This is a genomic window from Mycobacterium sp. Root135 (assembly GCF_001426545.1).
In the GTDB taxonomy this organism is placed as follows: Bacteria; Actinomycetota; Actinomycetes; order Mycobacteriales; family Mycobacteriaceae; genus Mycobacterium.
On the sequence record NZ_LMEZ01000001.1, the window covers coordinates 1,419,311 to 1,442,371 of the forward strand.

A 23,061-nucleotide genomic window follows, 5' to 3' on the forward strand; every position below is an offset into this window, starting at 1 on the left:
GTGACCATCCCCGACGACACGTCCGCCGCAGGCTTCGGACTGCCCGATTCAGCAGTCGCAGTCGCGGCGCGCCAACTGTCGTACGACGTCTCCCCCGACGTCGTCTACAACCACACCGTCCGCAGCTACCTCTTCGCCCGGGAGTTGTTGAGCACCAGCGCAATACCCGACGATCACGACGACGAATTGCTCTTCCTCGCCTGCGTCCTGCACGACCTCGGCGCCACCGATCACGCGAACGGCGATCAGCGCTTCGAGGTCGACGGGGCGGACGCTGCCGCAGGGTTCCTCAGAACGCATGACGTCGACGCGACTCGGATCGAGGCCGTCTGGACGGCCATCGCGCTGCACACCAGCGTCGGGATGGCCCACCGGTTCGGACCCATTCCGGCCGCCGCACAGATGGGCATCTCAACCGACATCGTCGGCACCCTCCGCGACGCGCTTCCCGCGGGCTTCGCCGATCGCGTGCACGCCGCCTGGCCGCGTCACGACCTCGGCTCCGCGCTCGTCGAAATCATTGCCCGGCAAGCGGATCGCAATCCGGCCAAGGCTCCCCCGTTGACCTTCCCGGCCCAGGTGCACGCACTCGTGTATCCGGAGAAGGCGCCAGTCAGCTGGTGGGACCTCGTCGAGGCGGCGGGGTGGAACGATCGCGCCGCGGTCAGCGCAGAGCGGCCGCAGTGATGACCAGTTCGGTGGCCTCGGCGCCGAGTGGGCCACCTGCCTGCAGCCGGGCGAACGCGTCGGGCGGTGCGGCCCCGAGAACGGTGCGCAGTCGGCCGCGACCTCGGTCGTCGAGCCCCTCGACGAGGTGGTCGAACTCCGCCCACATCTCCCCGGAGGCGACCGCGGCCACCACACCGGCGAGTTGACCGTCGGTGGCCTGATCGACTGCGGCACAAAGCATCTCGGGAGTTATCACACCGGCGAATCCAGCCATCGCCGCGTATTCGCCGCGCTCGAGCAGAGCGCTCGCGATGTCGGCGACCGTGCCCACCGGCACAGCCGACACGATGGGCCCGAACCGGTGTGGGTCCAGCGCAAGCGCCAACTCGGCGAGTTCGCCGGCGTCGAGGTCGGCAGCGATCTGCTGGATCTGCTCCTCGGGGAGCTCGGCGATGACCCGATCCAGGTTGTCGTTCCAGGTCAACAGCGGCACCACGGCGAGGAGGTCGTGGGGCGTCGCGACGCCGAGGGTCGCGAACAGCGCGTCCACCTCGACGGCCCCGACGAATCGCGCCATCGCCGCGTACTCCTTTCGACTGAACAGCTCCTGCGCGACCTCACCGACCCGCGCCGCCGGGATCGCCCGCACGACGTCCTGCGCGCGCACCGGGTCCAACGCGATCGCCAGGTCCCCCAGGTAGGCAAGAGACACCCGCCCGACGAGGTCGCGCGCCTTGGCAGGCTCGAGCAACTCCGCGGCAAGCGCACCCCCCGCCGGTGGCAGAAACTTCTCGGCCAGCCGCCCCGCGATCGGACCGGGAATCGACTGCGCAAGCGCGGCAACGCGGGCGAATCTCCGACGCTTGTCGGCGGACAGGCGATTGGCGATCTGGCCGTGGAGCACGCGCAGGTCGTCTTCGGAAACCCCGTCCAGACCGTGTAACTCGTCGACTTCGACGCCCAAGACCCGGCCGATGGCGACCAGCTCGGGACGCGGCGCCGTCATCCGAGCAGCGCCTTGCGGACCACGCGGCGCAACGGCAGCGGGACGCCCTTGAGCGCCGACTTGACCCCGGCCTCCATCGCCGCGGCCTGCCGGCGGCTGGCGTCCTCGATCTGACCGGCCAGCCGAGTCAGAACCTCGTCCGGGAGGGCGCCGACCGCGGCGGGCGGCTCCTCGCCGAGCGTCTCGGCAAGGGCTTGAGCGGCCACCGCGCCACCGTCTGCATTCGTCTCCGTCACGTCAGATTCCTACCATCGTCGCCGGGCGTCGTCATGGTCCGGCTAGGTTTCCCCATGACCAAGACGGGCAACACGCGACGCATGGAATCGCTGACCCGACTGCGGAACGCTCGATGAACGGTCACAAGAACTCAGCGACGCATCTGGCTGGTGCAGGCGCTAGTGGGGCCGGCGCTGGTGCTGTCCGGGGTGGTGGCGCTCGGCGCGATCACGCTGTGGTGGCGTCGGCGTAGCGTCAGTAACGGAAGGCACGAACTCCCCGACACGCAAGGCGCCCACCGCGCGAGCGACGATCAGCTCACCTAAAGGAACCCAAACACACTGCGCGGTCAGAGGGCGGTGTCGGCCGACAGCCGGCCGAGCTGGATCAGCAGTCCGAGCAAGTCGGCGATACGCCAGTGGTCGACGAGTCTGCCGTCACGGACGCGGAAGACGTCGATGGTGTCGAACTGGATTTTCCGGCCGGTGGCGGGCACCCCGAGGAAGTCGCCGGCGTGAGTACCATGATAGGTCTTGAATGTGGTTACCTCGTCGTCCTCGACTGTCTGCCAATGGATTTCGGCATGAAAGTCGGCGAAGGCGGCGCGTAGTCCGGTGTAGAGCATTCGGACGCCGTCCTTGTCGGCCGGTACCCCCTGTTGCGGCGTGTGGTCGACGAAGTCGTCGGCGAAGATCTCGTCGAAGACGGCGAAGTCACCGCCGTTCTGCACCGCCTCGACGTTGCGGCGGACGACGTCGGCTGGGCCACTCACTACTGCTGCGTTGGGATCAGAACTGTCCACAGGTCGGTGATCACCCCGCCCTTGACGACCGCGGCGTCGAATCCCGTCATCGCCGGATCGCCCCCGGCGGGGTCGACGAGCTGCCAGGCGAGGTAGCCGAAACCGGGCAAAACGTGGACCGGGCCGACGGATTCGAACTGGAGACTGCCGATACCCGTCTGCAGGCCAACGCATTTGGCTTCCAAGGCGTCGTGACCGGTGATGACACCTTCGGCGTCGGTCCAGTTCACGTCGGCCGCGTAGGTTCGCCGCTCGGCGGCTTGGCGCTTGGCGTCGTCACGCTCGTTGAATACCGCAAGGAGGTTGTCGTGCATGAGCTCTTCGATAGAGGCGGTCATGGGTTCTGCGGTCCTCCTGCGATGGTGGCGGACGAGGCACGAGCGGCGCCCGACGAGTTCTGTAACAACACTGACAAAACCATACCCTGCGGGCGTCGGCAGGGCGGGGCGGGCAGTCCGCGTCGACTCAGGAGTCGCGCGTCGCCCGGCGCCGTGCTCGCGGCCACGCCCGCAGTGCCACGTCCGCCGCGGCGCGCATGGCGTCGGCGTCGGCACCGTCACGCGCGATGGCGGACAACCCACGCAGGACGACGTCGACGTAGTCGGTGAGTGCGCCCACGCTGGCGTCGGCGGGCAGATCGCAGTCATCGTGGGCCTGCTGCAAGCGCTTTCGGATCGCCTCGCGGCCCAGTTCGCGCTCGTCGATCAGCACCGGGTCGGAGATGACGAGACACCCGCGGGGTTGAGTGTCGCTGCAGTACTCGCGAATGGCGATGTCGAGGATCTTGGCGAAGACGGCCCGTGCGGTCCGTTCCTGCAGGCCAGGAGGGATGACGCGCATCGGCGAATCGGTGTATTCGGCGACGGCCTCGTCGAACAGCTCCTTCTTGCCCCCGAAGGAGTTGTACAAACTGGGCGCAGAGATGCCCATCGCTTCGGTCAGATCGCGGACCGTCGTGCGTTCATAGCCCTTGCCCCAGAACAGATGTAGGGCCTTGACCAACGCCTGTGCGCGGTCGAACTCCGGCGGTCGTGCCATGGGGTCATGGTACGGACCAGGACATCATTGGTCCCGCGTGTGCGAATCGCGACTCGACACACGGGCCACGTCGGCCGATTCCAGGACATAGGAGGAGACGATCAGGCGATCTGTGAACTCTGCGACCGATTCGCCCAAGGGGCGATCGCGCCTCCTGGTGCAGGAGGACGCGACACGTGCTGCTCCGCCACCTCGGAAAGGGCGCGGGTTTCCTCGACCAAGATTCCCAAGGACAGTCCCAACATCATGACGGCCTTGCGCCGCACGCGAGGCACTCGTCCGACAGTGGCCCACAGCAGGAACCAGATGGCGGCTTGCACGCCCGCGACCGCAGCGACCGGCGAGCAGACCATCCGCGGCCGGAACTTCTTGGCCACGCTGACCTCGCCACGGCCGAAGTTGAAGTGTTGGTGGAAGACCTTCGACAGGTCGGTGTGCTGCAGCTTGTCGACGACGGCGTCTGGGACGAGGGTCATTCGGTAGCCGATTCGCGAGGTGCGCGCAAAGAAGTCGATCTCGTCGCCGCCGCCGGCCAAGTTCTCGTCGAAGCCGCCAACGGCGTCATACGCCTCGCGGGTGAACCCGCAGTTCGTACCGTTCGCGTAGGCGCTCTCCGACATTCTGCACGTGTAGAGCTTGGACTCCTTGGCCAACACCGTGCCGTCGGCGAGAACGCGGTGCAGTGAGCCGCCAGCCGTGTGAGCGCCGTTGCGGAACGCCTTCCAGTACGCCTGGATCCAGCCGGCATGGACTACGTCGTCGGCGTCGGTCAGCAGGATGCGGCTGCCTCGGGCGGCCCGAACGCCCACGTTTCGGGGGACGTTGACTCCGACGCCGCGAGAGGCGTCCACCAGGCGCACCCGCGTGTCGCAACTCACGACCTTCTGCACGATCTGAGCGGTGTCGTCCGTCGAGCCGTTGTCGGCAACCACGACTTCAAACTTTGCGAATGACTTCTGCGCCAATAGCGCGTTGAGCTGCTTCCCTATGTAATCCCCCCCGTTGCGGACCGGTATGACCACGCTGATGTCCACCCCACCCTCCATGGCAAGTGAGAATACAATGTGAACCTGCTGTCCGCCGACCTACGGGTGATATCTCTGCGAATGGAAAAGGTTGATCTTGACTGATCTTGTCGAGCGAACTCGGAGCACCCTGCTCAATGGCCTAGAGCCGATCTTCGCCGACGCACCCGAGTGGGATCTGGCCGACTTTCCGCACCACTTCAACTGCGGTGATCATGCGATCTGGCTCGGATGCCTCAAAGTCGCGGAGGCGTTCGACATCGAGGTGAGATCGACGACGTCGTCGTCGACGTATCGGCGCGACAAGTTGAATGCGGCAGGCCCGATTGTCATCAATGGCGGCGGCAATTTTGGCGGTCTCTACCCGCACCACGACGAATTGCGAATTCAAATTCTGAACGACTTTCCCAATCGACCGATCGTGCAGATGCCTCAATCGCTAGAACTAGCGAATTCGAACATCGTCGAGCGAATGAAGCGGGCAATCGGGAGCCACCCCGACTTCACCCTTCTCGTCCGCGACCACCGGTCGCTGGCGATCGCGCAGAGCGAATTCGACTGCCGAATCGCACTCGTTCCGGACACTGCCTTCGCGCTGGGAAGACTCGAGCGGGATGCCCCGTCCGAAGACGTTGTGCTGCAGGCGCGCCAGGACGACGAGGCCGCGGCCGAGCGGGAGTCGGGACGCCCAACGGTCGACTGGAACAAGACGGCTGTCCTCAGTCGTCGCAACGTCATGCGGACCGCGGTGACCGTGGCCGACAAGTTACCGGCGCGCAGCCTCGGCCCGACGATGGCGAATCGGTTTGCGCAGCAAAACCTGCAATGGGCAATTCAGATGCTTTCTCGAGGGCGCATCCTGGTCACCGACCGACTGCACGGCCATGTCATTGCCACGCTGTGCGGGATCGAGCACATTGTCGTCAACGACCGGTACGGCAAGGTGCGTGCGCTCTGGGACGCCTGGACACATGAGTCGCCGACGGCGACGTTCGTCCCGACCTGGCGTGACGCCGAGGCTGCCCTGGCCGATCTGACGAACCGTCGGTCCGCTACCTAGTCCGAGTGGCTGGCAGCCACCGGCGCCGGTCTCGCGTGTGAAATTCACGACGCAACACACGGGCCGTACGTCGGGCGCTTCACGAACGGGCAAGAGTAGCGCCGGTTTTCGATTGATTTAAAGCTGACCCAGCGGCCGGCAGACGTTGGACAGCGCGTTCCAGTACTGACCGGGCGCACAGTCTTCCGCCGGACGCGGCGTCTGGCAGGTGTTGGTGATGGGATCCCAGAACTGTCCGTTCACACAGTTGAGGGGATCCGCCGAACCGGTGCCTGCACTCAGCAAGGACACCGCGACGATGGGAATGGCCAAGAAGGTCGAACGGCTCAGCAGGTTTCGCATGAATGAAACTTAGCCGAGAACACCTATGGTCAAACGTTTTCGGTTGGGGGCCGACCTACGGTTTGGGCACACCGGTGAACGTCGGCACGTGGTAAGGATTGTCGGAACGTGTGACGTTCGTCTTTGGGCGCGATCGAGTAGTCGGTGCCGCACTTGGCGACGGGGTGCCGGTGGTGGACGGCGCGGTGGTCGTGGGGGCCTCGCTCACCACCGGCGGCGGAACATATGTCGGGGTGTACGTCTCCGACGCAGTGGTGGTGGGAACCTCGACCGCAGGGGCGGGCGTCGACACGGCGATCGGCGCTGCTGGCGGCGCCACCTCAGGCGATGGCGTTATCTGGGGCGCGGACGTCGCCGAAGGTGGGTACTTCTCATCGGGCGCATCGGTCGGCGCGCTTCGCGGGTACCAGATGGTCACCGCCACGATGGCCGCCGTCGCGACGACCAGTGCGGTCATCAACAACCCTCGAACGGATATGTAGTGCTGCCACTTACTGATCCGCATCCCCACGCGGCTGGAGGTTACCCGTCCGACAGACCATCCGTTGACACGCCATTCAGCGACTCGGCAGCGCGCTCCCAGGTCAGTCCGCCGGCCAGACCACTACATCACGCTGTCGAGGAATGCCTTGGTGCGCTGATGTCGTGGACTGCGGAGAATCTCGCTCGGCGGGCCGGACTCGACCACTACGCCTTCGTCCATGAAGACGATGCTGTCGGCGACACCGCGGGCGAACCCGATCTCGTGGGTGACCACCACCATGGTCATCCCGCTCTTGGCCAGTTTCTGCATGACGTCGAGCACGTCCCCCACCAGTTCGGGGTCCAGCGCCGAGGTTGGTTCGTCGAACAGCATCAGTTTCGGCTCCATGGCAAGGGCCCGGGCGATCGCGACGCGCTGCTGCTGTCCTCCGGACAGTTGCGCAGGGTGCGCGTGAGCGAAGTCGGCCAGTCCTACCTGGTCGAGCAGTTCCCGGGCTTCGGCGATCGCCTTGGTCTTCGGGATCTTGCGGATGCCGATCGGTGCCGCGGTCACATTCTCCAGCGCGGTCAGGTGAGGGAACAGGTTGAACCGCTGGAACACCATGCCGATTCCACGCCGCTGCCGGGCGACCTCGCGCGGAGTCATCTCCTGCAGTGCCCCCTTTCGCTGGGTGTAGCCGATCAACTCACCGTCGAAGTTGATGCGCCCACCGTCGATGGTTTCAAGGTGGTTGATGCAGCGCAGGAACGTCGACTTGCCTGATCCCGAGGGGCCGAGCAGGCACATCACCTCCCCCTTGGCCACGCTCAGGGTGATGCCCTTGAGGACGTCGACCTTGCCGAAGCGCTTGCGCACCCGCCGCGCGGTGAGCAGCGGTTCTTCAGGCGCCTGCACGCTGCCGCTGTCGGTGACGGTCATAGCGACTCCTTGTCTGTTACCCGCGGCTTGGGCTGCCGGCGCAGAAGGGCCACGACACGTCCGACCGGTGTCGGGCCGAGCACGCGGCTTCCGCGGCCGAAGCGCCGCTCCAGGTAGTACTGCGGGACCGACAACACAGATGTCAAAACCAGATACCAGCAACTGACCACCACCAACAACTCGACTTGGCGCAGGTTCTGTGCCGAAATGCGCTCGGCGACGGTGTAGAGCTCGAGTACCGCGATCAAACTCAGCAACGCGGTGTCCTTGAGCATGGAGATGGTTTCGTTGCCCATTGGCGGGATGATCACTCGCATCGCCTGGGGAAGTTCGACCTTGAGCAGACAGAACAACGGCGTCATGCCCAGGGAGTACGCGGCTTCTTTCTGCCCCGGGTCTACCGAAAGCATTCCCGCCCGCACGATTTCGGCGGTGTATGCGGCCTGATTGGTCGTCAACGCGATGACACCGGCGACGAACGCGGGGATGAGGGTGTTCGTGTCGATGGCAAACACCGTGAAGTCGGTGAACGGCACGCCAAGGCTGATCTGTTTGTACAACAAGCCCAAGTAACCCCAGAAGACGATCTGCACTAGCAGCGGGGTGCCGCGGAATACCCAGATGTAGAGCCAAGCCAGGCCACTCAACACCGGGTTGCTCGAGAGCCGCATGAGGGCGAGGACGACCCCGAGGATGGTCGACAGCACCATCGCCAGAAAGGTCAGGACGATCGTCAACACGGCGCCGTGCACGATCTGATCGCTGAACATGAATTTGGCGATCGTGCCGTGGTCGACGTTCTCGTTGTTCCACAGCGACGACGCCAACCAGACGAACCCAAGCCCCAACACACCGGCCGCGACCCACCGCCACGTGTGTCGCAGGGGTAGCGCGACGATGTCGTCGTCGTCCTCACCGTCGGCCGCCGGTAGCGAGCCGAGGTCTACCGGTGGCGGTTTTCCTGAGGTGCCGTAGTCGGTGAGGTCACTCCGAGGCACGGTTGATCCCGGCCTTGTCGATCGCAAAGTCCGACAGCTTGTACTTGTCCAGGAGCTTCGCGTACGTGCCGTCGTCCATCACCGATTGCAGAGCCATGTTGAGGGCCTTTGCCAGGTCGTCGTTGCCCTTGAGCAGCCCGATTCCGGTGTAGACGGGGTTGTATCCACCCGGGTGCTCTACGTCCTTGACGAGCTCGAAGATCTGACCATCACCGGCAGTTTCGGCTGCATAGGTCCCCACCGAGGCGTCGACGACGTCGGCGACCGCCTTGTTGGAACGCACGGCGGTCTGGGCGTCCAGTTCGGTCGGGAGCTGGACGAGGTTGATCGGTCCGGCACCCGCTGCCTTGCACTTGTCGGCATAGCCCTCGAGCAGCTCCCCCTGCACGGTCGACTTCTGGACCGCGACGTTCTTGCCACAGAGATCCAGAATCCGGGTGATGTTCTCCGGATTGCCCTTCTGCACCACGATCACGAATCCAGCGTGGAAGTAGTCGACGAAGTCGAGCACTTTCTGACGCTCGACGGTGTCGTTCATGCCGGCCATGATGATGTCGTGCTTGCCTGCCTGCAGCGAAGGCACCGCGGTGTCGAAGGTCTGCTGGACGAACGTGAACTTCACCCCGAGCTTGGCACCGAGTGCCTGGGCGAGGTCGTAGTCGAAGCCCGTCGGGTTCTGGTTCTCGTCCAGCATCTCCATCGGCGGGTTGGGCATGTCGGCGGCGACGTTGATCCCCGACTCCTTGTACTTGGCGGGCAACAGCGCCGCCGCCGCGGCGTCGACTTGGGCCGACGTGCTCGAACTAGTTTCCGTGCTGGTCGCCGGACTCGATCCGCCACCGGAGCACCCCGACAAGACGAGCGCGGTCGCGGCACCCATCAACACGGTGCTGCCAAGAAAACGGGTGCGGAATCTCTTCGTTGTCGTCATGGTCGGTCTCCTTCATGGTGATGGTTCGCGGTTCGGACATGTAATCGGCTGAGAGACTTCACCATTGGCGGGTGAAGGCCGGTTGGTGTGTTTGCAACATGTCTTCGTAGGTCTCTCGACGGGCGGCCAGCGAGGCCTTGCCGTCCGCGCAGAAGACGATCGGCGGGATCGGGGCGCCGTTGTAGTGGTTGGCCATCGTGTAGCTGTAGGCCCCGGTCACGGGAATGACCACGAGGTCGCCGACCTTCGGGTCGACCAACTTGGCTCCACCCACCATCAGGTCCCCGGATTCACACTGGCGGCCGACGACGTCGCAGACCGTGTCCGGTACGCGGTCCATGGTGGTCGCGACGACGGCGTGATAGCGCTGGCCCGTCAGCGCGATGTCCAAGTTGTCCGCCATTCCACCGTCCACGGCGACGAACGTCTTACCGGTGTGCTTGACCGCGTTGACGCGGTAGAGGGAGACGCCAGCACGAGCGACCAGGGAGCGCCCTGGCTCGATGATCAACCGTGCCCCGGCCGGCAGATGTGCGCGTGCCGCGTCCACCACGGCGTCGAGGTACTGCTCCACACTCGGCGCCGGTTGGTCCTCGGTGTACTGGACACCCAATCCGCCGCCGATGTCGTAGGTCTCGAAGGGCCCCAAATCGGCGACCGTCTTCACCGCGTCGGCGAACGGCTCGGTCTCCAGCACCTGGGAACCGATGTGAACATGGATGCCCTCCAAGCTCAGAAAGGGGTGCGCCGCAATGCGCTTCGCCGCCAACTCCACCTGTTCGCGGGGCAGCCCGAACTTCGAGTCAGTGCCGCCGGTGGCCTGTGAGGCGTGGGTCCGCGGGTCGATTCCCGGCGTCAACCGGATCATCACGGACTGCGGCCGGGTGGTCAGTGCCTCCAGTCGCGCGAGCTCGTCCAGGTTGTCCACGATGATGCATCGGATTCCCGCCTGCAGTGCCATGTCGATCTCGGCATCGGACTTGGCGTTCCCGTGCATGTAGATGCGGGCCGGGTCGACACCTGCCGCCAGCGCCATCATCAGCTCGCCGCCGCCGGCGACGTCGACGCCGAGTCCCTCGGACTGGGCGATCGCGTACATGGCAACGGCCGGAAGCGATTTCGACGCGAACAGCACCGTTGAACGCGGCCAGCGGCTGGCCAACCCGTCGACGAAACGTCGGACCTGGCGACGCAGACCCTGCTCGTCGACGACATAGGCGGGGGTGCCGAATTCCTCGGCCAGTTGGCTGACACTGCAGCCGCCGATGGTGAGTTCACCTGTCTCGGTGAGGCCCGATTCCTCGGGAAAGACGCCAAGGACGTCAGCGGGGGTAAGACGGGGTGATTCGGTGGTGCTCACGATGTCCTTCGGTGTCTCGGGCGTCGACGGGGTGGTCTCGACCTGCTGTGAGAAGTCTGTGCGCCGCAACTCCGGGAGACAGTTGTGCGTTCGGCCAAGTCCAGCTCGATTAATCTGGCCGAATGGATGAGCTTCCCGGGCGCCGAGGACCGTCGGCACTCACCGTCGGGGACTTGGTTCACACCTTGGGCACCGTCGTGATTCGTGCCGTGCCCACCGCCGTCGGGCTCGGGAACATCGCCAGTGGGCCGGTGATCTTCGACCCGATGGACGAACTACCCGACAGCCCCGGCGGTGTGCTGCTCATGGTGGGCCTCGCACCCGATTCCCCGCAGGTCAGCACCACGATGCCGGCTGCCGCCAAGCGTGGTTACTCGGCCCTGGTGGTCAAGGCGAGAGAGCAACCGCTCCACGATGTCGCCGACGCAGCAAGGACCGCGGGCATCGCCCTCTTGGTCGTCGACGAGGCGGTTTCCTGGCGGCACCTGGACCGGCTGATCGTGTCCGTGACCAGCAGCCACTCGCGGAATGACCACCCCAACGCCGCCGGCAGTGGCGACCTGTTCGTACTCGCCAACGCGATCGCCACGGCACTGAAGGGAGCGGTCGCGATCGAGGACCTCGATCGCAACGTGCTGGCCTACTCCAACCTGGAGGAGCACAAGGTAGACCGGATGCGCCGGATCGGAATCCTGGCCCGCCGCGTCCCCGACATGGACAAGAACATCAGGCAGTACCGCGAACTCCTACTCGCCGACGGGGTGCTCCACTTCCCCTACGACCACACCGACGGAGAGTTGCCACGGTGCGCGGTCGCGGTCCGGGCCGGCCGTCAACCGGTCGGGTCGATCTGGGTGATCGAGGCCGACCAGCCCGTCGGACCCGAGGGTGAGACCGCGCTGCAGGACGCGTGCCGGCTCGCGGCCATTCACATCCTCCAAGCCCAAAGCGCGGTCGACGTCGAACGGCAGTTGCGGGCGGAATGGCTGAGGTCGCTGCTCGAGGGGCACGGTTCGCTCGCCGCAACGGCAACTCGGTTCGGCATGGCCGCCGACGTGCCATCGGTCGTGGTGGGGTTCACCTTCCCCGCCGGAGGCGGGCCCCCGCCCCTGCTCCCCCAGCTGACCACGGCAGTAGAGCAGTACTGCGGCGTCTTCTTGACGAACGTCTCCTGCGTCGCCATCGGCCGCACCGTCTACGTGCTGTTCCCCTCCGTGCGCGACGACGAGACGCCCCGCCGGGTGGCCACCGGTGCGTCGAAGGCGGTGGAGGCGCGCCTCGGCCATCCAGCTCACGCCGCCATCAGTTCCGCGGGGCGAGGACCCTCCGCGCTACACCGACTGCGCCGCGAGGTGGACCAGATACTCGCCGTCATCGGATCCGTCGACTCTGCGCCGTCCGTTGCCACCGCCACCGACATCTACGCCCAGATACTGCTGACCACTCTCGGCCGCGAGTTCGCCCGCAACGAGACTCCGCTCCATTCCGGAGTCCAGGCTCTGCTCGACCACGACCGAGCTCGAGGCACGGAGTACCGGTCGACCCTGTGTACCTACTTCGGCGCATTGGGCGACGTCGCCGAGACCGCCCGACAACTCAACATTCACCCCAACACGCTGCGCTATCGACTACGACGGGCCGCAGTTGGCTTCGGCGTACCTCTCGGATACCCCGACGACATCCTCACCACCTGGCTCCAGCTGCGTCTCGCACCCAGTCAAGACGGCCGCGACGGTAGGCCGTAGGAAGTCCGCCAACGGTTTCCGTCGGCAGGCCCTTGGACCACGACGATCTCCGATGCTATTGCTTATCAAGGCTTTTGGGCATGCCGAGGTGATAGCCCTGGCCGTACTCGATACCGAGATGAATCAGGGCCTGGAGCTGGCCTGCGGTTTCCACCGCTTCAGCGACCATCGTCGCGTTCATCTCCACACCAAGCGAGGTGAGCGCGGTGGCTATGGCTCGCTTGGCCGGATCATTGTCGATGTCGGCAATCAGCTCACCGTCGATCTTGATGAAGTCAGGGCGGAGTCGTAGCAATTGAGTGAAGCTGGCATAACCGGCACCTGCATCGTCGACCGCTAGGCCGATACCGTGTTCGCGCAGGCGTGTCAGGCCCGCGGCAAGGCCGTCGGGAAACGGCTCGTGTTCGGTGATTTCAACGACCAATCTTCGATCTTGGGCTAGCAGGAACTCCTGGATCGACTCGTCCAGTGCAGCAGTTGGACTCAGATTGACCGCGACCGGACAATCGATCGGGATGCCGCGAGCGGCGGCCACGACCGCACGCAGCGCCGCATATTCGAGATCGAGGCCCCGACCCAGGCGGCGCGCCGTGCTGAACCACTGCGCCGGGGTCAGCTCCGACGGTGCCGGAAAGCGCGCCAACCCTTCGTAGGCGATCGTCGCGCAACTCGCCAGGTGCACGATGGGCTGGAACGCCACGCGAAGGACGTCGGGCTGCGCGAGCAGGGCGTCCAGTCGAACCTGGTGTCCCTCGGTCTCGACTGCCTCCGGCACCATCACCGATGTGACGAAACGAGCCGTGAAGGCTCGCTCCGCACGGTCTCGGCCGTCGACCATCGCGTGGGTCAGCAGTGTCGAGAGCTCCGACTGGCTGACGATCAACGCCGAAACAAAGTCGCTGACCGCAACCATCGGATCGATGTCCGTCGCAGTGAAGGCACCCGGGTCTGTCGCGGCGAGCATCAGAGAACCCATGGCTTGGTCGTTGTTTATCAACGGAATCACCGCCCATGATCGAGTGCCCCACTGTTTGTTGAGCGCCCGGACGCCGTGCGACAGCCGGGTGTCGGTCGACGAATCGTGCACCAGGAGCGGCTGCTTCTCCTGCGCAGCAATGCCTTGCACACTATGGTCCTTCGAGATTACGAAGCCCATGGCGGGCGCCAGCACGCCGCTGGCGGACACCGTCACGTAGGCATTGTCGGAGGCGCGAAGCAGGGCTATCGCTGCGCCATCGGCATTGGCCATGAACGCACACGCTTGCTCGGCGACGCGAACCATCAAAGCCGCTGGATCCATCGAGGTGGTCAGTGCGCGTACCAGCTGATCCATTGCGCCATTCCTCCACATCGGCCACGACCCGCTGGAAGTAGTGCTGTTGTGAGCCGAGGTTTAGCGAAGCCCGCGGCGTCACAGGTCTCACTCAGGTTACGCAATTCGTCGGCGGCAACGTCGTGCAACAAGCAAATCACCTTGTAAAACGACAGCCTTCGGCCCGTGAAGGACGCTGCAGCAACGGGCGGCGCGCAGCGCGCCGTCACACCCCGGACGAACTGTGGACTACCCCGGGGTGACCCGCACTGCCTTGATCACGGGCGACGCCGCCCCAGCGCGACGGGTTGAAACCTCGAAATCCCCAAGGCTGCAGCAGCTTCCGCGCCACCCGTGCTTGGCGAGCGACTCGCGTCTGCGCATCACCGATGTGCCAAGCTACCGCCAGCGTCAATTCGACACTCGCACTGAATCATTGGGACTAAGTACCGTCGGACCTTCACCACCGTGAACCGACCACAAAGGCAGGTGGTGCACCGGCCGCTCAAACTTTCGTTTCGCTGGCACCGCGACGAAACTCGCTCGCGCCCGCCGCGACGCAGTGCCACGCTGGGTCGATGACCGAGGTCGGATCCCGGAGGCGGGGCCTTCCCGCACCGCCGCACGTGGTGTTCGAAGATCTCACCGTGCCGAACCGCAGTGCCGCCCGGCCATGGCTGAACCTACTCGACGACGAGATGCCGCCCGTCGTGCAGGAATCCCGGAAGCCGACTTACGTGAGGTGGTCCTCGTTGTGGCCGCGGCGGCCGGACGCACGGATCACCTTCGACGTGCTGCAGGAAGGTACTGGTCAAGGCACCAACCTCCGCTGGACGCTGACCGTCGACGAGCCGGCGCCCGACGACAGCTTGACCGGTCACATGCGCAAGCGGATCAACACGTTGATCCACGCAAACCTGCGCTACACCTACGGCCAGTAGTTCCCGACGGCAATCAGTCGGCGTATGTGACGGGCCCGGCCTTCTCGTCGGCGCGCCGGAGTGGAGCCAAGGGGATTCGAACCCCTGACCCCCACACTGCCAGGAGCGGGCTTGCCACGTGAACACGCTGTTGAGCAGTCCGGACGTCGTGTTGTGGAGGTAGCTCAGCGCGCAACTGCCGTCAGCGTCGTCGTCAGAAATGTGGTCAACGTCCGACATATGCTCGCGAAGTGCTCGACGAGACTTGGCGGGACGAGAGCGAACGCCTATGGCGTTCCTTCGTGGACCTCCGAGCAACCGTGGAGGACACCAACATCAGTGATCGTCTGGAATCCACCGACCCACTACGACAGTTTTGCCGACACGCGTTCGAGCTGCGTGACTGGTTGCTGGGGACACCCGGACTTGACCCCACTGCGAAGACTGCTATCGAGCAACTGTTCGGCAAGCCATCCAAGAATCCCGCAAAACGAGTGCCAGCCGCGTCGGTCGCGCTCGCGGCATGCGCAGACATCGTGGCCGACGGGCAGTACTACCCAAGTTTGAAGGCCGTTGAGGCTGAGGTGAATTCGTCGCGCTTATCGGGTATCCGCTGCCAGAGAGGGCGGCCATCCACGGCATGTGTCTGGCGTCCGACAGGTGGGGGTATCTCATGGGCGACTTCGGCACGACCGGGCTTTGGTTTCTACTGGGCTTGGCGCTCTTCGCGTCCATGTTCATCGCGGCAGCCAGTATGTGGCTGGCGAATCGCACCCTTCCGAAATCGGTGAACGAAGGCCACAACGGGGCGCTGTCGCCGTTCATGACCTGTGTCGGGCTCGTCTACGGCGCGTTGCTCGGATTCACAATCGTGGTCGGGTGGGAACAGTTCTCCTCCGCGGCCACCAACGTCTCCAACGAGGCGTCGACGCTTACGACGATGTACCGGCAGACCATCGGAATGCCAGCCCCCGAGCAGGGACAGATGCGGGAAATGCTCCGCGCATACGCAAAGGCAGTCCAGGGCCCCGAATGGGAAGACGCAATCCGCGCCGGCATGACCACCGAAGGCGCGGGCAGCGCCCTCGACGACATGTACAGGGTGCTCGGCGGCCAGTCGTCCACCGTGGCGTCCAATCCGATGAGTCAGAAGTTCCTCGACCAGCTGAGCACATTGGCGTCGCAGCGCAGTGAGCGAATCTTGGACGCCCAACCGCGCATACCCGGCTTGCTGTGGACGGGACTGATTTTCGGCGGCGTCGTACTGCTGGGGCTCGGCGGTTTCATGCGGTTGGGGAGCCTGCGTGCACACTTTGGACTGCTGAGCGCAGTCGCCGTCCTGCTCGGCTTGCTGCTGTTCATCGTCTTCTGGCTCGACCACCCCTTCGGGAACCAGCTAGGCGTCACCTCCGCCCCGTTCAGCCAAGCACTAAGCGTCTTCGACGCGATCGACCGTCGTACGTGATCACGCCCAGCCTCAGTCGCGCACTCATCGCTATTTGCGCATCGTGGCAAGGTTGCGCCACAAGCTTCGCAGGCTGTCGGTGCCGCCGAACAACGTGGTGAAGTGCGTCGAGTCGATCAGGACCATGTCACCGGCACGAGCGCCCCTGGGTGGCATCCAGATCAAGGCGTTGAACTCGGTGTTGCCCGCCTCGGTGAAGGGGTGCGGCCGGTCCGGGTCGACCAGTTGACGTCCGAGCACCCGCAAGTCGTCGCTCTCCGGTGCGGTGAGTTCATAGTGCGGTAGGTGGGGGTGAAAGTTGAAGGTGGTGACGTCGTTCAACAATTGGGCACCGTCGAGATCGCGAAAGCCGGTGAGCGGCGCGATCTCCTTGGTGCCGTTGACCACGGCGGGCCGAAGTCCCCAGACGTTGTGCACGGGCACGTCGAGCGCCTTCATCAGGGACCGGGTGTACGCGCTGAACCGCTGTTGACGGGGCACCAATCGGTCGCCGTGGTGTTCATACTCCATCTGACGTTGCGCGAAGTCGTCGGTGAAGCCGACGTCGTGATGCGGTGCCAGCAGCAGGCAGGTGCCGTCGCGCTTGAGCCACTCGGTGATCGCCGCGATCTCCTCGGGCGCGGCGTCCTCTTGGCCCAGTAGGTGATCGAGACCGAAGACCAAGAGGGTGTCGGTGTCGGCCAGGATGCGTTCGTCGATGGGTAGCTTGTAACCCGCTTGATCGATGCGCTGAAAAACCGCGACGGGATGGCCCGTGGTTTCCTCCGCCAAGTCCTGAAAGGCAAGGGTGGACCGATGGAACAGTTCCAACGTTCCCGCGATGCCCTGCAAGAAGTGCGCCGCGTCGTACTCGGGCGTCTCGTAGACCGGCCACAGCACGTTGCGGACTTCGGTGATCGTGGAGAACCGGTTCTCCATCGAGGCCGGATCGCGCTGCGACTCCCAGGGATAACTCCACGTCCAATAGATGCTGACGCGCCTGCCCCCATTGTGGGGACGGCCTAGGTGGGCTTGGTTGTAGGTGCGCGCCGTCGGGAGAGCCGTCATGATGGGTCCTTCATTCTCCGAGCGCAGCGAGGTACCGGATGGCGCTCAACCCCGGCAGGAAGAAGTAGGCCCCGCCCGTCAGGCTGGTGAAGGCAGGAATGCCCTTGTGCACCTTGCGAATCGGCCGCTTCGGGACGGTGAAGTCCAGCGCCCCGTCCTGGGCACCGGCGATCGGATCGTGCTCGTTGCCGAGTTCGTGGAAGGCCTTGTCGTTGATCCACACGTTCTGCGCGAATTCGAACTGGCGAACCAGATCGGCGCAGATGATGAACGCCGCAATGCCGCGCGCCTCGCCGTCGTCGGGGGCACCCTCCGGCAGCGCCGGTCCGTAAGTCGCTCCCCGCCGGATCATCCGTCGCCGGTTCATGTAGTGCGCGGTGTCGCGCGGGTTCAATCTTCGGGCGTGCGACCCGAGTGGACACGCATAGCCGTGGGGATCCATCTCCTTGTAGTTGAAGTCGTTGTTGCGCATCGGGTCTGCGCCCAACTCCGGATCATCGGCCTCGGGCGCCAGCACCAGCGGAGCGCCGCTGCGCCAGCGGCCCATGAACTTGGCCGCGAGCAAGTCTTCGTCCGCCGACGTTTCCGAGTTCTCGCGCAGATACTCGCGAAACACCGCGACGTGCTCCTCCAGGCGCCGGTACGCCATGTAGCTTCCGTTGCGCGCCAAGACCTCCGGCTGCGGAAGGTCGCCCACCGGACCGTTCTCGTCGGGATACCCGAGGATGAACTCACCCGGCTCCAGCGCCGCGCCCGAGCCGGGAGTGGGCTCCTCGCCCGAGCCCTTCATCACCGGTTGCGACAGACGGTCCCGGTAGCCAAAGTGATCGTGCGCGTAGTTGAACGGTGGACTCGCGTTGAGGTCGAGATGCGACAAACTACGAACCCCGTCCGTCTGGGCGAGTAGCTCATCGTGGTTGGCGATGGAGATGCGGCACTGTTCGTCGGTGCGGGAGAACAGGATGGCGATGGCGTGCACGTCATCGCCGGCGAGACCGCCAACCCAGTTTTCGGGGGCGTTGCGGCCGGTGTCGCCGAGAATTTTCGACCGCGACGTCATGCCCTCCCGGAAGGCGTCGGGGAACGTTGTGAGCGACTCCTCGGGTAGCCCCAGCGCACGCAGCCCATTCCACGTCAACGCCACGCTGATCCAACGATCGGCCTCCTCGACGGTGGCCTGCACGTCCGCGGCGGACTGGACCAATCCCGCCATCACCGACAACCATGCGCGGCCGCCTTCGGGAGTGTCGAATGTCAAGAACTCGTAGCGACCGGTGATGGCCGGAGTCCGCGTCAGCAGAAGGTGCTGAATGTCGTTGACTTCAAGCATCTATTGCATCTGATCGAGCATGGTGGAGAAAGCGGCCTTCAAGCGCAGAGCCTTCTTGATCTCGTCGGCGGTGACGTACGGGTACTCGCCGTATTCCAGGAAGCTGGGAACCTGGTGATCGCGGACGAATTTGATGAAGGCCTCGGGATTTTCCTTCCAGTCCTCGGGGAATCCCTCGAGTTTGGTGAAGATGGTCGTGATGCCCGTGGCGCTGAACAGCTGAACCGCGTCCTCGGTGTATTTGTCGAAGTCGGTGTCGAAGATGCCCATGTACTGGAAGTGAAGGCCCGAACCGACGTCGAAGAGATTCCAGCGCAAGTAATGCAACTTGAGCGGTGCCAACGCCTCCGGGCTTGCCGCGATGGTTTCTTCGATCGTTTTACCGTAAGCCCGGATTGCGTCTTCTTCACCGTCCTTCACCTTGGCGATGATGGAGAACCCGTGGCAGGCAGGCGTCCTCGGATACGTTGGGCCGTACCGGCCCCGTTCCAACTCGAAGTAGCCTTCCCGAGGAATTGCCAGGGCCGCCGGTGACGTCCATGCCTGCTCGTGTGCCGCCATTTCCGGGCTCCCTTCACGGATTAGACGAGCGACGGTAGCACCGGGCTGACGGGCTGTGGTTGGGTTTCGACACGAGGCACCGAACGAATGTCGTCGTAATTCGGCGCCATTACCGATGCACATATCTTGAATGAACACCAACGGAATTCGACGAGCGCACCGAAGTGTTCAATAACGCCCCGACGCCTGGAGAGCGGACTAATCTCCGCGACAGCGGTTCGGTCGTACCGACAACGACGACGGCAAACGGCGGGCCACCAGTTCTGGAGGCGTAACCATGCGATCGTTGAGCCACTATCCATGCCTGGGGCTGGCCATGGCCCTCATACCCGTCAGCGTGCTCTCCGCATCACCCGCCGTGGCGGACTGCACCAACGCCGGTTACGCCACCGTCTGCGCCCAGGGCGACGTTCGCGGTGGCGGCCCGACGCCGCCCTCGGCGGCCTACCCCTCGTACTGCGCCGATCCGTGGTACTGCGACGACGACTGGGGCGTCGACGTGATCTGGGATCCGGGCATCGGCATCGGTGGCCCGGGTGGCCCGGGGCGTCCAGGCGGTATCGGACCTCGCCGATGACACCAGAACCCTTGTCCCGCAACCGAATCGAGAAGGAGCCCACCATGTTCATCCGTCATATCATCAGCGCCGGCGTCATCGCCGGAGCAGTGCTCGCAGGGACGTCGGCAGTCGCCGCGGCAGATCCGCCCAACTGCACGGCAGCCGACCTCGCCGGCGTCATGTCCGGCGTCTCGGCCGGCACGTCGTCCTACCTCTTCACCCACCCTGACGTGAACGCATTCTTCACCGGACTCAAGGGCAAGCCGCGCGATCAAATGACCTCGGAAGTCGAGGCTTACTTCCAGGCGAACCCCCAGGTGAGCGACGAGCTCAAGGCTGTTCGACAGGCAGCGGCGGACTTCCGCGATCGCTGTAATGCGCCCATGCCCGAGATGCCCATGGGCTAGTACCTCGACGCCCAGGCCGCCACTTGAAGCCTGGATCGCGCAGGACGACTACAGGACGCGGTGGGCCATCCCGAGCCCCTGAATGCAGTTGAACCGCAGGGGCGATCAAACGCGGCCGGACGGCCAAGCGGGACGGTTAATTCTGACCACAATGCGCAACACGCGAATCATCAGTGTGGGCTAGGCCGATCTGTACATCGGATTCCGTACGTGAATCGGGCTAGCTTTGGTGAATCCTTTTGCTGCGTATGCGGATTGGACGTTGAAACCCATTCATTGGCCAATCTCGAGTGATTCCCGGATGGCGAATGACGGCAGAGACCGCGACCGCTCTCAGTTGGTCCGCATAGGTCGTGGACCCTCGTTCGCGCTACTTTTCCCGATGCCCCCGCGGTCCCCCGGTGTTACCGCTTCCTCCGGTTGCCCTTGTCCCCCCGGATGATTTGTTCGCCTGCTGCTTGTTGCTCTTCGTCGTTGTCTGCTTGTTGTTCTTCGGCTTTGCCGGCCCGTTGGCGCTCGCGCTGTCGGCGCGCGTGCTGTTCGCACTCGCGCCGTTGGTACGTGCCCCGTTCGTACTGGCACCGGTCTGGCTCCTTGTCGCGGACGCTCCACCCACCCGAACGTCGTTGATCGCGATGCCAGGGCCGTTCTTGGTGACGGAGAGCCCATCCCGCAAGATCGTGCCTGCAAGTGCGAACGGCCCAGGACCCGCTGATACTTGGTTGTTGGAACCAAGCACGTTGAATCCAGCGTTCAAGCTGCCGGGCCCACCGGCGGTGATGGTGTTGCCGCCACCTCCCACGTTGACGACGAGATTCAGGTTGCTCCCGGGGCCACCGACGGTCAGCGTGTTTCCGTTGCCACCGATGTTTCGTGCGCCGTTGAAGTAACCGCCGCGGGACGTAACGGTGTTGCCGGTGCCCAGCAGGTTGCTGGCGAGGTCTGCATATCCGCCCTGAGTGGACACGTCGTTGTCGTCACCGAACCGATTTCGCGCCAGGTTTCCGTAGCCGCCGGTAGTGGACACGCTGTTTCCGTTGCCGAGGAAGTTCGTGGCCGTATTCAATTCGCCGCCCTGTTGCGTGACGGTGTTGCCATTCCCAAGGATGTTTTGAGCCGCGTTTCCGTAACCCCCCGTGGTGGCCACGGTGTTGTTGCTGCCAAAGATGTTGCGAGCAAAGTTGAATGAGCTGCCTTGCGTCGTGACGGTGTTGTCGTCACCGCCGATGTTGATCGCCCGGTTGGAAAAGCCGCCCAACGCCGACACGTTGTTGTTACTGCCGAGAATGTTGGCCGCCACGGTGAATATCGATCCCGCAGCACCGGCCTGCACGTTGTTGCCGTCGCCGCCGAGGCTCAAGGCGGTGCCAAACAACCCCTGGGCATCTGCGGTGACGTTGTTGCCAACGGCGGACGCCAGGGTGAGCGCGCCACTCGAGGTTGCTGCCGCAGCGGTACCAATGGCAAACGAGGCACCCAACACCCCGTCGGCGTGGGCGGTCGCACCGTTCCCGATGGCGAATGCGACGCTGAACAAGGTGCTCGTGCATTCCGCGCTGTTTCCGAGGCCGAAGAACGACGCGCAGGTCGCGTTTGCCGGGGGCGCCAACCCGAAGGCGGCTCCGGCAAGCAGTCCGCTCACCGCGACGCACGCGAGGCCGTCCCTGAATCGTTGCCGCGGGATGGTGATGTAAATGAGGTCGGCCATTCTGCTGCTCCATTGAAGAGAAGTGGCGTATCCGCTAGTTAATTGACGCTACGCGCCCAAATTCGCTCGCGAAAGCCGTAGAGGCGCACGACTTTGCGAACGCGACGGGTCGCACCTGAACCGAGCTCCCGCCAAGCGCCAAACCCGGGACGGCAACGGCTAGCCCCGTCGTGCGACGACCAATCAGCACCCGGCGGGCCGACGGCGCGCGGACGGCGGGGACGCGGTGGGTGTACTCCGTGGTCAGAACGGTAAGCCTCGTCCCTGGACATGCGGTCACCTACCTAGTGTGGGTGCGTTCTACGTTCGATTGGATGCAGGGCACTGATGAGGGCAGCGCCTGCGGCGACTATTGACCCACCGAGGGCCATTCCTCCGATGACGTCGGCGAAAAGGTGCGCGCGAACGAAGAGCGTAAGTGCGGCAACGAACAGCACACCGAACAGAACGAAGGCAGCCCATGTCGTTCTCACAGCGAGCCGACGCCCAACGGAAGCGCACACCGCAATCATGCCCAGCAATGTTGCGGCACCAATGACATGGCCCGATGGGAAGGTGTGAGCGTGTTCAGCGATCTGTGCCAAGTCTTGCGGTGACGCGTCGTACAGCTTGGAGAGGTTGTCGGGTGTCCGTGTGACCAGCGCCTTGAATACCCGCTCGAGGACAGCTCCCGTGCCCACCACTCCGATGACGACAACGGCCCGCAAGGGGGATCGCGCTCTCCAGGCCAGCAGCATTCCGCTTACTACTGCGGCAATCGCGACATGTAGTGGCCGTCCAATGAAGGCGAAGAGTTGTCGCGCCGCGTTTCGCGGACCTTTGCTTCCCTCATGGGTGGTGAACCACTTCCGGACCGACGTGTCGAGATCGGTCATCCACTCCGAATTGATCTGCAGCGCCAGCACTATCAGGACGCTGAGTAGTCCTGCGGATAGCAGCAACATCCCCGCACTGCCCCTGCTACGAAGGGCCGCGGCGATGAGAATTGCAGCCGCAACGATCAGTGCGGTCTCGATGATGTTGATGGCGATCATTGTGCACGATCGCGGCGTGGCCCGGCCTCGCTCGCTTCTGCCACCAACCGAGACAGCCCCGTTCGACGGGCACGACAAAACGGACCGGACCTGAATTCTGGGCATAGTCCGTGCGGGTCCACGA

26 protein-coding genes are annotated in these 23,061 nt (G+C 64.5%); 9 read left to right on the forward strand and 17 right to left on the reverse strand.

All coding sequences use genetic code 11. The annotated features are described in order from the left end of the window. Positions 1-687: an HD domain-containing protein gene (locus ASD37_RS06865; protein ID WP_056549359.1), complete on the forward strand. Its 687-nt coding sequence runs from the start codon at positions 1-3 to the stop codon at positions 685-687. On the opposite strand, the gene ASD37_RS06870 is transcribed toward ASD37_RS06865, so the two are convergent. Both ASD37_RS06870 and ASD37_RS06875 read right to left on the reverse strand, forming a co-directional pair. Beyond that, positions 665-1,675: a hypothetical protein gene (locus tag ASD37_RS06870; protein WP_056549361.1), complete on the reverse strand. Its 1,011-nt coding sequence runs from the start codon at positions 1,673-1,675 to the stop codon at positions 665-667. The two genes, ASD37_RS06865 and ASD37_RS06870, sit on opposite strands and share 23 nt — an antisense overlap. Continuing rightward, a complete protein-coding gene (locus ASD37_RS06875; protein ID WP_056549363.1) occupies positions 1,672-1,911 on the reverse strand; it encodes a hypothetical protein in 240 nt (79 codons plus the stop codon). Before ASD37_RS06875 ends, ASD37_RS06870 begins: the two co-directional genes overlap by 4 nt. Positions 1,912-2,061: 150 nt before the next feature. On the opposite strand from ASD37_RS06875, the gene ASD37_RS30840 reads away from it, so the two are divergent. Next, positions 2,062-2,217, forward strand: coding sequence for a hypothetical protein (locus ASD37_RS30840; RefSeq protein WP_235567982.1), 156 nt, complete (start codon positions 2,062-2,064; stop codon positions 2,215-2,217). A gap of 23 nt (positions 2,218-2,240) precedes the next feature. Here ASD37_RS30840 and ASD37_RS06880 read toward each other — a convergent pair whose 3' ends face one another. From ASD37_RS06880 to ASD37_RS06895, 4 genes are all read right to left on the reverse strand, one after another. Continuing rightward, positions 2,241-2,663, reverse strand: coding sequence for an ester cyclase (locus ASD37_RS06880; protein WP_056549365.1), 423 nt, complete (start codon positions 2,661-2,663; stop codon positions 2,241-2,243). Next, positions 2,663-3,031, reverse strand: a complete 369-nt coding sequence (locus ASD37_RS31355; RefSeq protein ID WP_056549368.1) for a hypothetical protein — start codon at positions 3,029-3,031, stop codon at positions 2,663-2,665. The genes ASD37_RS06880 and ASD37_RS31355 overlap by 1 nt, the downstream gene beginning before the upstream one ends. 127 nt (positions 3,032-3,158) lie before the next feature. After that, a complete protein-coding gene (locus tag ASD37_RS06890) occupies positions 3,159-3,731 on the reverse strand; it encodes a TetR/AcrR family transcriptional regulator (protein WP_056549370.1) in 573 nt (190 codons plus the stop codon). A 101-nt stretch (positions 3,732-3,832) separates the two neighbouring features. Further along, positions 3,833-4,777, reverse strand: a complete 945-nt coding sequence (locus tag ASD37_RS06895) for a glycosyltransferase family 2 protein (RefSeq protein WP_082569958.1) — start codon at positions 4,775-4,777, stop codon at positions 3,833-3,835. A gap of 70 nt (positions 4,778-4,847) precedes the next feature. On the opposite strand from ASD37_RS06895, the gene ASD37_RS06900 reads away from it, so the two are divergent. After that, entirely contained in the window at positions 4,848-5,816 is a 969-nt protein-coding gene (locus ASD37_RS06900) for a polysaccharide pyruvyl transferase family protein (protein WP_235567983.1), read from the forward strand. Between the two features lie 117 nt (positions 5,817-5,933). Here ASD37_RS06900 and ASD37_RS06905 read toward each other — a convergent pair whose 3' ends face one another. Continuing rightward, on the reverse strand, positions 5,934-6,158 hold the full coding sequence (locus ASD37_RS06905; protein WP_056549372.1) for a hypothetical protein: 225 nt from the start codon (positions 6,156-6,158) through the stop codon (positions 5,934-5,936). 110 nt (positions 6,159-6,268) lie between these two features. Here ASD37_RS06905 and ASD37_RS06910 point away from each other — a divergent pair, with 110 nt between their 5' ends. After that, a complete protein-coding gene (locus tag ASD37_RS06910) occupies positions 6,269-6,640 on the forward strand; it encodes a hypothetical protein (RefSeq protein ID WP_056549374.1) in 372 nt (123 codons plus the stop codon). A gap of 122 nt (positions 6,641-6,762) precedes the next feature. Here the strand turns inward: ASD37_RS06910 and ASD37_RS06915 are convergent, their stop codons facing one another. The 4 genes from ASD37_RS06915 to lysA are packed head-to-tail and all read right to left on the reverse strand — an operon-like array spanning position 6,763 to position 10,849. Continuing rightward, positions 6,763-7,560 carry an amino acid ABC transporter ATP-binding protein gene (locus ASD37_RS06915; protein ID WP_304438703.1) on the reverse strand — a complete coding sequence of 266 codons (798 nt, stop codon included), beginning with the start codon at positions 7,558-7,560 and terminating at the stop codon, positions 6,763-6,765. Then, positions 7,557-8,558, reverse strand: coding sequence for an amino acid ABC transporter permease (locus tag ASD37_RS06920; RefSeq protein ID WP_082569959.1), 1,002 nt, complete (start codon positions 8,556-8,558; stop codon positions 7,557-7,559). The genes ASD37_RS06915 and ASD37_RS06920 overlap by 4 nt, the downstream gene beginning before the upstream one ends. Beyond that, positions 8,545-9,489, reverse strand: coding sequence for an ABC transporter substrate-binding protein (locus ASD37_RS06925; RefSeq protein WP_200959752.1), 945 nt, complete (start codon positions 9,487-9,489; stop codon positions 8,545-8,547). The genes ASD37_RS06920 and ASD37_RS06925 overlap by 14 nt, the downstream gene beginning before the upstream one ends. A gap of 58 nt (positions 9,490-9,547) precedes the next feature. After that, positions 9,548-10,849 carry a diaminopimelate decarboxylase gene (lysA, locus tag ASD37_RS06930; RefSeq protein WP_200959753.1) on the reverse strand — a complete coding sequence of 434 codons (1,302 nt, stop codon included), beginning with the start codon at positions 10,847-10,849 and terminating at the stop codon, positions 9,548-9,550. Between the two features lie 122 nt (positions 10,850-10,971). On the opposite strand from lysA, the gene ASD37_RS06935 reads away from it, so the two are divergent. Next, entirely contained in the window at positions 10,972-12,594 is a 1,623-nt protein-coding gene (locus ASD37_RS06935; RefSeq protein ID WP_056549376.1) for a CdaR family transcriptional regulator, read from the forward strand. A 55-nt stretch (positions 12,595-12,649) separates the two neighbouring features. Here the strand turns inward: ASD37_RS06935 and ASD37_RS30845 are convergent, their stop codons facing one another. Further along, positions 12,650-13,927 carry an EAL domain-containing protein gene (locus tag ASD37_RS30845; protein ID WP_162253227.1) on the reverse strand — a complete coding sequence of 426 codons (1,278 nt, stop codon included), beginning with the start codon at positions 13,925-13,927 and terminating at the stop codon, positions 12,650-12,652. 557 nt (positions 13,928-14,484) lie between these two features. Between ASD37_RS30845 and ASD37_RS06945 the strand changes: the two genes are divergently transcribed. Both ASD37_RS06945 and ASD37_RS06950 read left to right on the forward strand, forming a co-directional pair. Then, positions 14,485-14,847: a hypothetical protein gene (locus ASD37_RS06945; protein WP_056549378.1), complete on the forward strand. Its 363-nt coding sequence runs from the start codon at positions 14,485-14,487 to the stop codon at positions 14,845-14,847. A gap of 652 nt (positions 14,848-15,499) precedes the next feature. Beyond that, entirely contained in the window at positions 15,500-16,291 is a 792-nt protein-coding gene (locus ASD37_RS06950; protein WP_056549380.1) for a DUF4239 domain-containing protein, read from the forward strand. 30 nt (positions 16,292-16,321) lie between these two features. Here the strand turns inward: ASD37_RS06950 and ASD37_RS06955 are convergent, their stop codons facing one another. The 3 genes from ASD37_RS06955 to ASD37_RS06965 are packed head-to-tail and all read right to left on the reverse strand — an operon-like array spanning position 16,322 to position 19,229. Then, entirely contained in the window at positions 16,322-17,338 is a 1,017-nt protein-coding gene (locus ASD37_RS06955) for a hypothetical protein (RefSeq protein ID WP_056549382.1), read from the reverse strand. Positions 17,339-17,348: 10 nt separating this feature from the next. Continuing rightward, a complete protein-coding gene (locus ASD37_RS06960) occupies positions 17,349-18,668 on the reverse strand; it encodes a hypothetical protein (protein ID WP_056549384.1) in 1,320 nt (439 codons plus the stop codon). Then, the gene (locus tag ASD37_RS06965; protein WP_056549386.1) at positions 18,669-19,229 is read right to left on the reverse strand and encodes a hypothetical protein; all 561 of its coding nucleotides are present in this window, start codon (positions 19,227-19,229) and stop codon (positions 18,669-18,671) included. A gap of 277 nt (positions 19,230-19,506) precedes the next feature. Here ASD37_RS06965 and ASD37_RS06970 point away from each other — a divergent pair, with 277 nt between their 5' ends. Next, positions 19,507-19,806 carry a hypothetical protein gene (locus ASD37_RS06970; protein WP_056549387.1) on the forward strand — a complete coding sequence of 100 codons (300 nt, stop codon included), beginning with the start codon at positions 19,507-19,509 and terminating at the stop codon, positions 19,804-19,806. A gap of 44 nt (positions 19,807-19,850) precedes the next feature. Next, entirely contained in the window at positions 19,851-20,195 is a 345-nt protein-coding gene (locus ASD37_RS06975; RefSeq protein WP_056550007.1) for a heme-binding protein, read from the forward strand. Positions 20,196-20,565: 370 nt separating this feature from the next. Here the strand turns inward: ASD37_RS06975 and ASD37_RS06980 are convergent, their stop codons facing one another. Both ASD37_RS06980 and ASD37_RS06985 read right to left on the reverse strand, forming a co-directional pair. Beyond that, entirely contained in the window at positions 20,566-21,678 is a 1,113-nt protein-coding gene (locus ASD37_RS06980; RefSeq protein WP_156720726.1) for a hypothetical protein, read from the reverse strand. Positions 21,679-22,187: 509 nt separating this feature from the next. Further along, the gene (locus ASD37_RS06985; protein ID WP_056549391.1) at positions 22,188-22,937 is read right to left on the reverse strand and encodes a phosphatase PAP2 family protein; all 750 of its coding nucleotides are present in this window, start codon (positions 22,935-22,937) and stop codon (positions 22,188-22,190) included. Positions 22,938-23,061 lie beyond the last annotated feature (124 nt).

Excerpts from the sequence above, each read along its gene's own strand:
- ASD37_RS06870 (WP_056549361.1), bottom strand. The coding sequence starts at position 1,675 with ATGACGGCGCCGCGTCCCGAGCTGGTCGCCATCGGCCGGGTCTTGGGC.
- ASD37_RS31355 (WP_056549368.1), bottom strand. The coding sequence starts at position 3,031 with ATGACCGCCTCTATCGAAGAGCTCATGCACGACAACCTCCTTGCGGTA.
- ASD37_RS06890 (WP_056549370.1), bottom strand. The coding sequence starts at position 3,731 with ATGGCACGACCGCCGGAGTTCGACCGCGCACAGGCGTTGGTCAAGGCC.
- ASD37_RS06895 (WP_082569958.1), bottom strand. The coding sequence starts at position 4,777 with ATGGAGGGTGGGGTGGACATCAGCGTGGTCATACCGGTCCGCAACGGG.
- ASD37_RS06905 (WP_056549372.1), bottom strand. The coding sequence starts at position 6,158 with ATGCGAAACCTGCTGAGCCGTTCGACCTTCTTGGCCATTCCCATCGTC.
- ASD37_RS06915 (WP_304438703.1), bottom strand. The coding sequence starts at position 7,560 with ATGACCGTCACCGACAGCGGCAGCGTGCAGGCGCCTGAAGAACCGCTG.
- ASD37_RS06925 (WP_200959752.1), bottom strand. The coding sequence starts at position 9,489 with ATGACGACAACGAAGAGATTCCGCACCCGTTTTCTTGGCAGCACCGTG.
- ASD37_RS06935 (WP_056549376.1), top strand. The coding sequence starts at position 10,972 with ATGGATGAGCTTCCCGGGCGCCGAGGACCGTCGGCACTCACCGTCGGG.
- ASD37_RS30845 (WP_162253227.1), bottom strand. The coding sequence starts at position 13,927 with ATGGATCAGCTGGTACGCGCACTGACCACCTCGATGGATCCAGCGGCT.
- ASD37_RS06945 (WP_056549378.1), top strand. The coding sequence starts at position 14,485 with ATGACCGAGGTCGGATCCCGGAGGCGGGGCCTTCCCGCACCGCCGCAC.
- ASD37_RS06950 (WP_056549380.1), top strand. The coding sequence starts at position 15,500 with ATGGGCGACTTCGGCACGACCGGGCTTTGGTTTCTACTGGGCTTGGCG.
- ASD37_RS06955 (WP_056549382.1), bottom strand. The coding sequence starts at position 17,338 with ATGACGGCTCTCCCGACGGCGCGCACCTACAACCAAGCCCACCTAGGC.
- ASD37_RS06960 (WP_056549384.1), bottom strand. The coding sequence starts at position 18,668 with ATGCTTGAAGTCAACGACATTCAGCACCTTCTGCTGACGCGGACTCCG.
- ASD37_RS06965 (WP_056549386.1), bottom strand. The coding sequence starts at position 19,229 with ATGGCGGCACACGAGCAGGCATGGACGTCACCGGCGGCCCTGGCAATT.
- ASD37_RS06970 (WP_056549387.1), top strand. The coding sequence starts at position 19,507 with ATGCGATCGTTGAGCCACTATCCATGCCTGGGGCTGGCCATGGCCCTC.
- ASD37_RS06975 (WP_056550007.1), top strand. The coding sequence starts at position 19,851 with ATGTTCATCCGTCATATCATCAGCGCCGGCGTCATCGCCGGAGCAGTG.
- ASD37_RS06985 (WP_056549391.1), bottom strand. The coding sequence starts at position 22,937 with ATGATCGCCATCAACATCATCGAGACCGCACTGATCGTTGCGGCTGCA.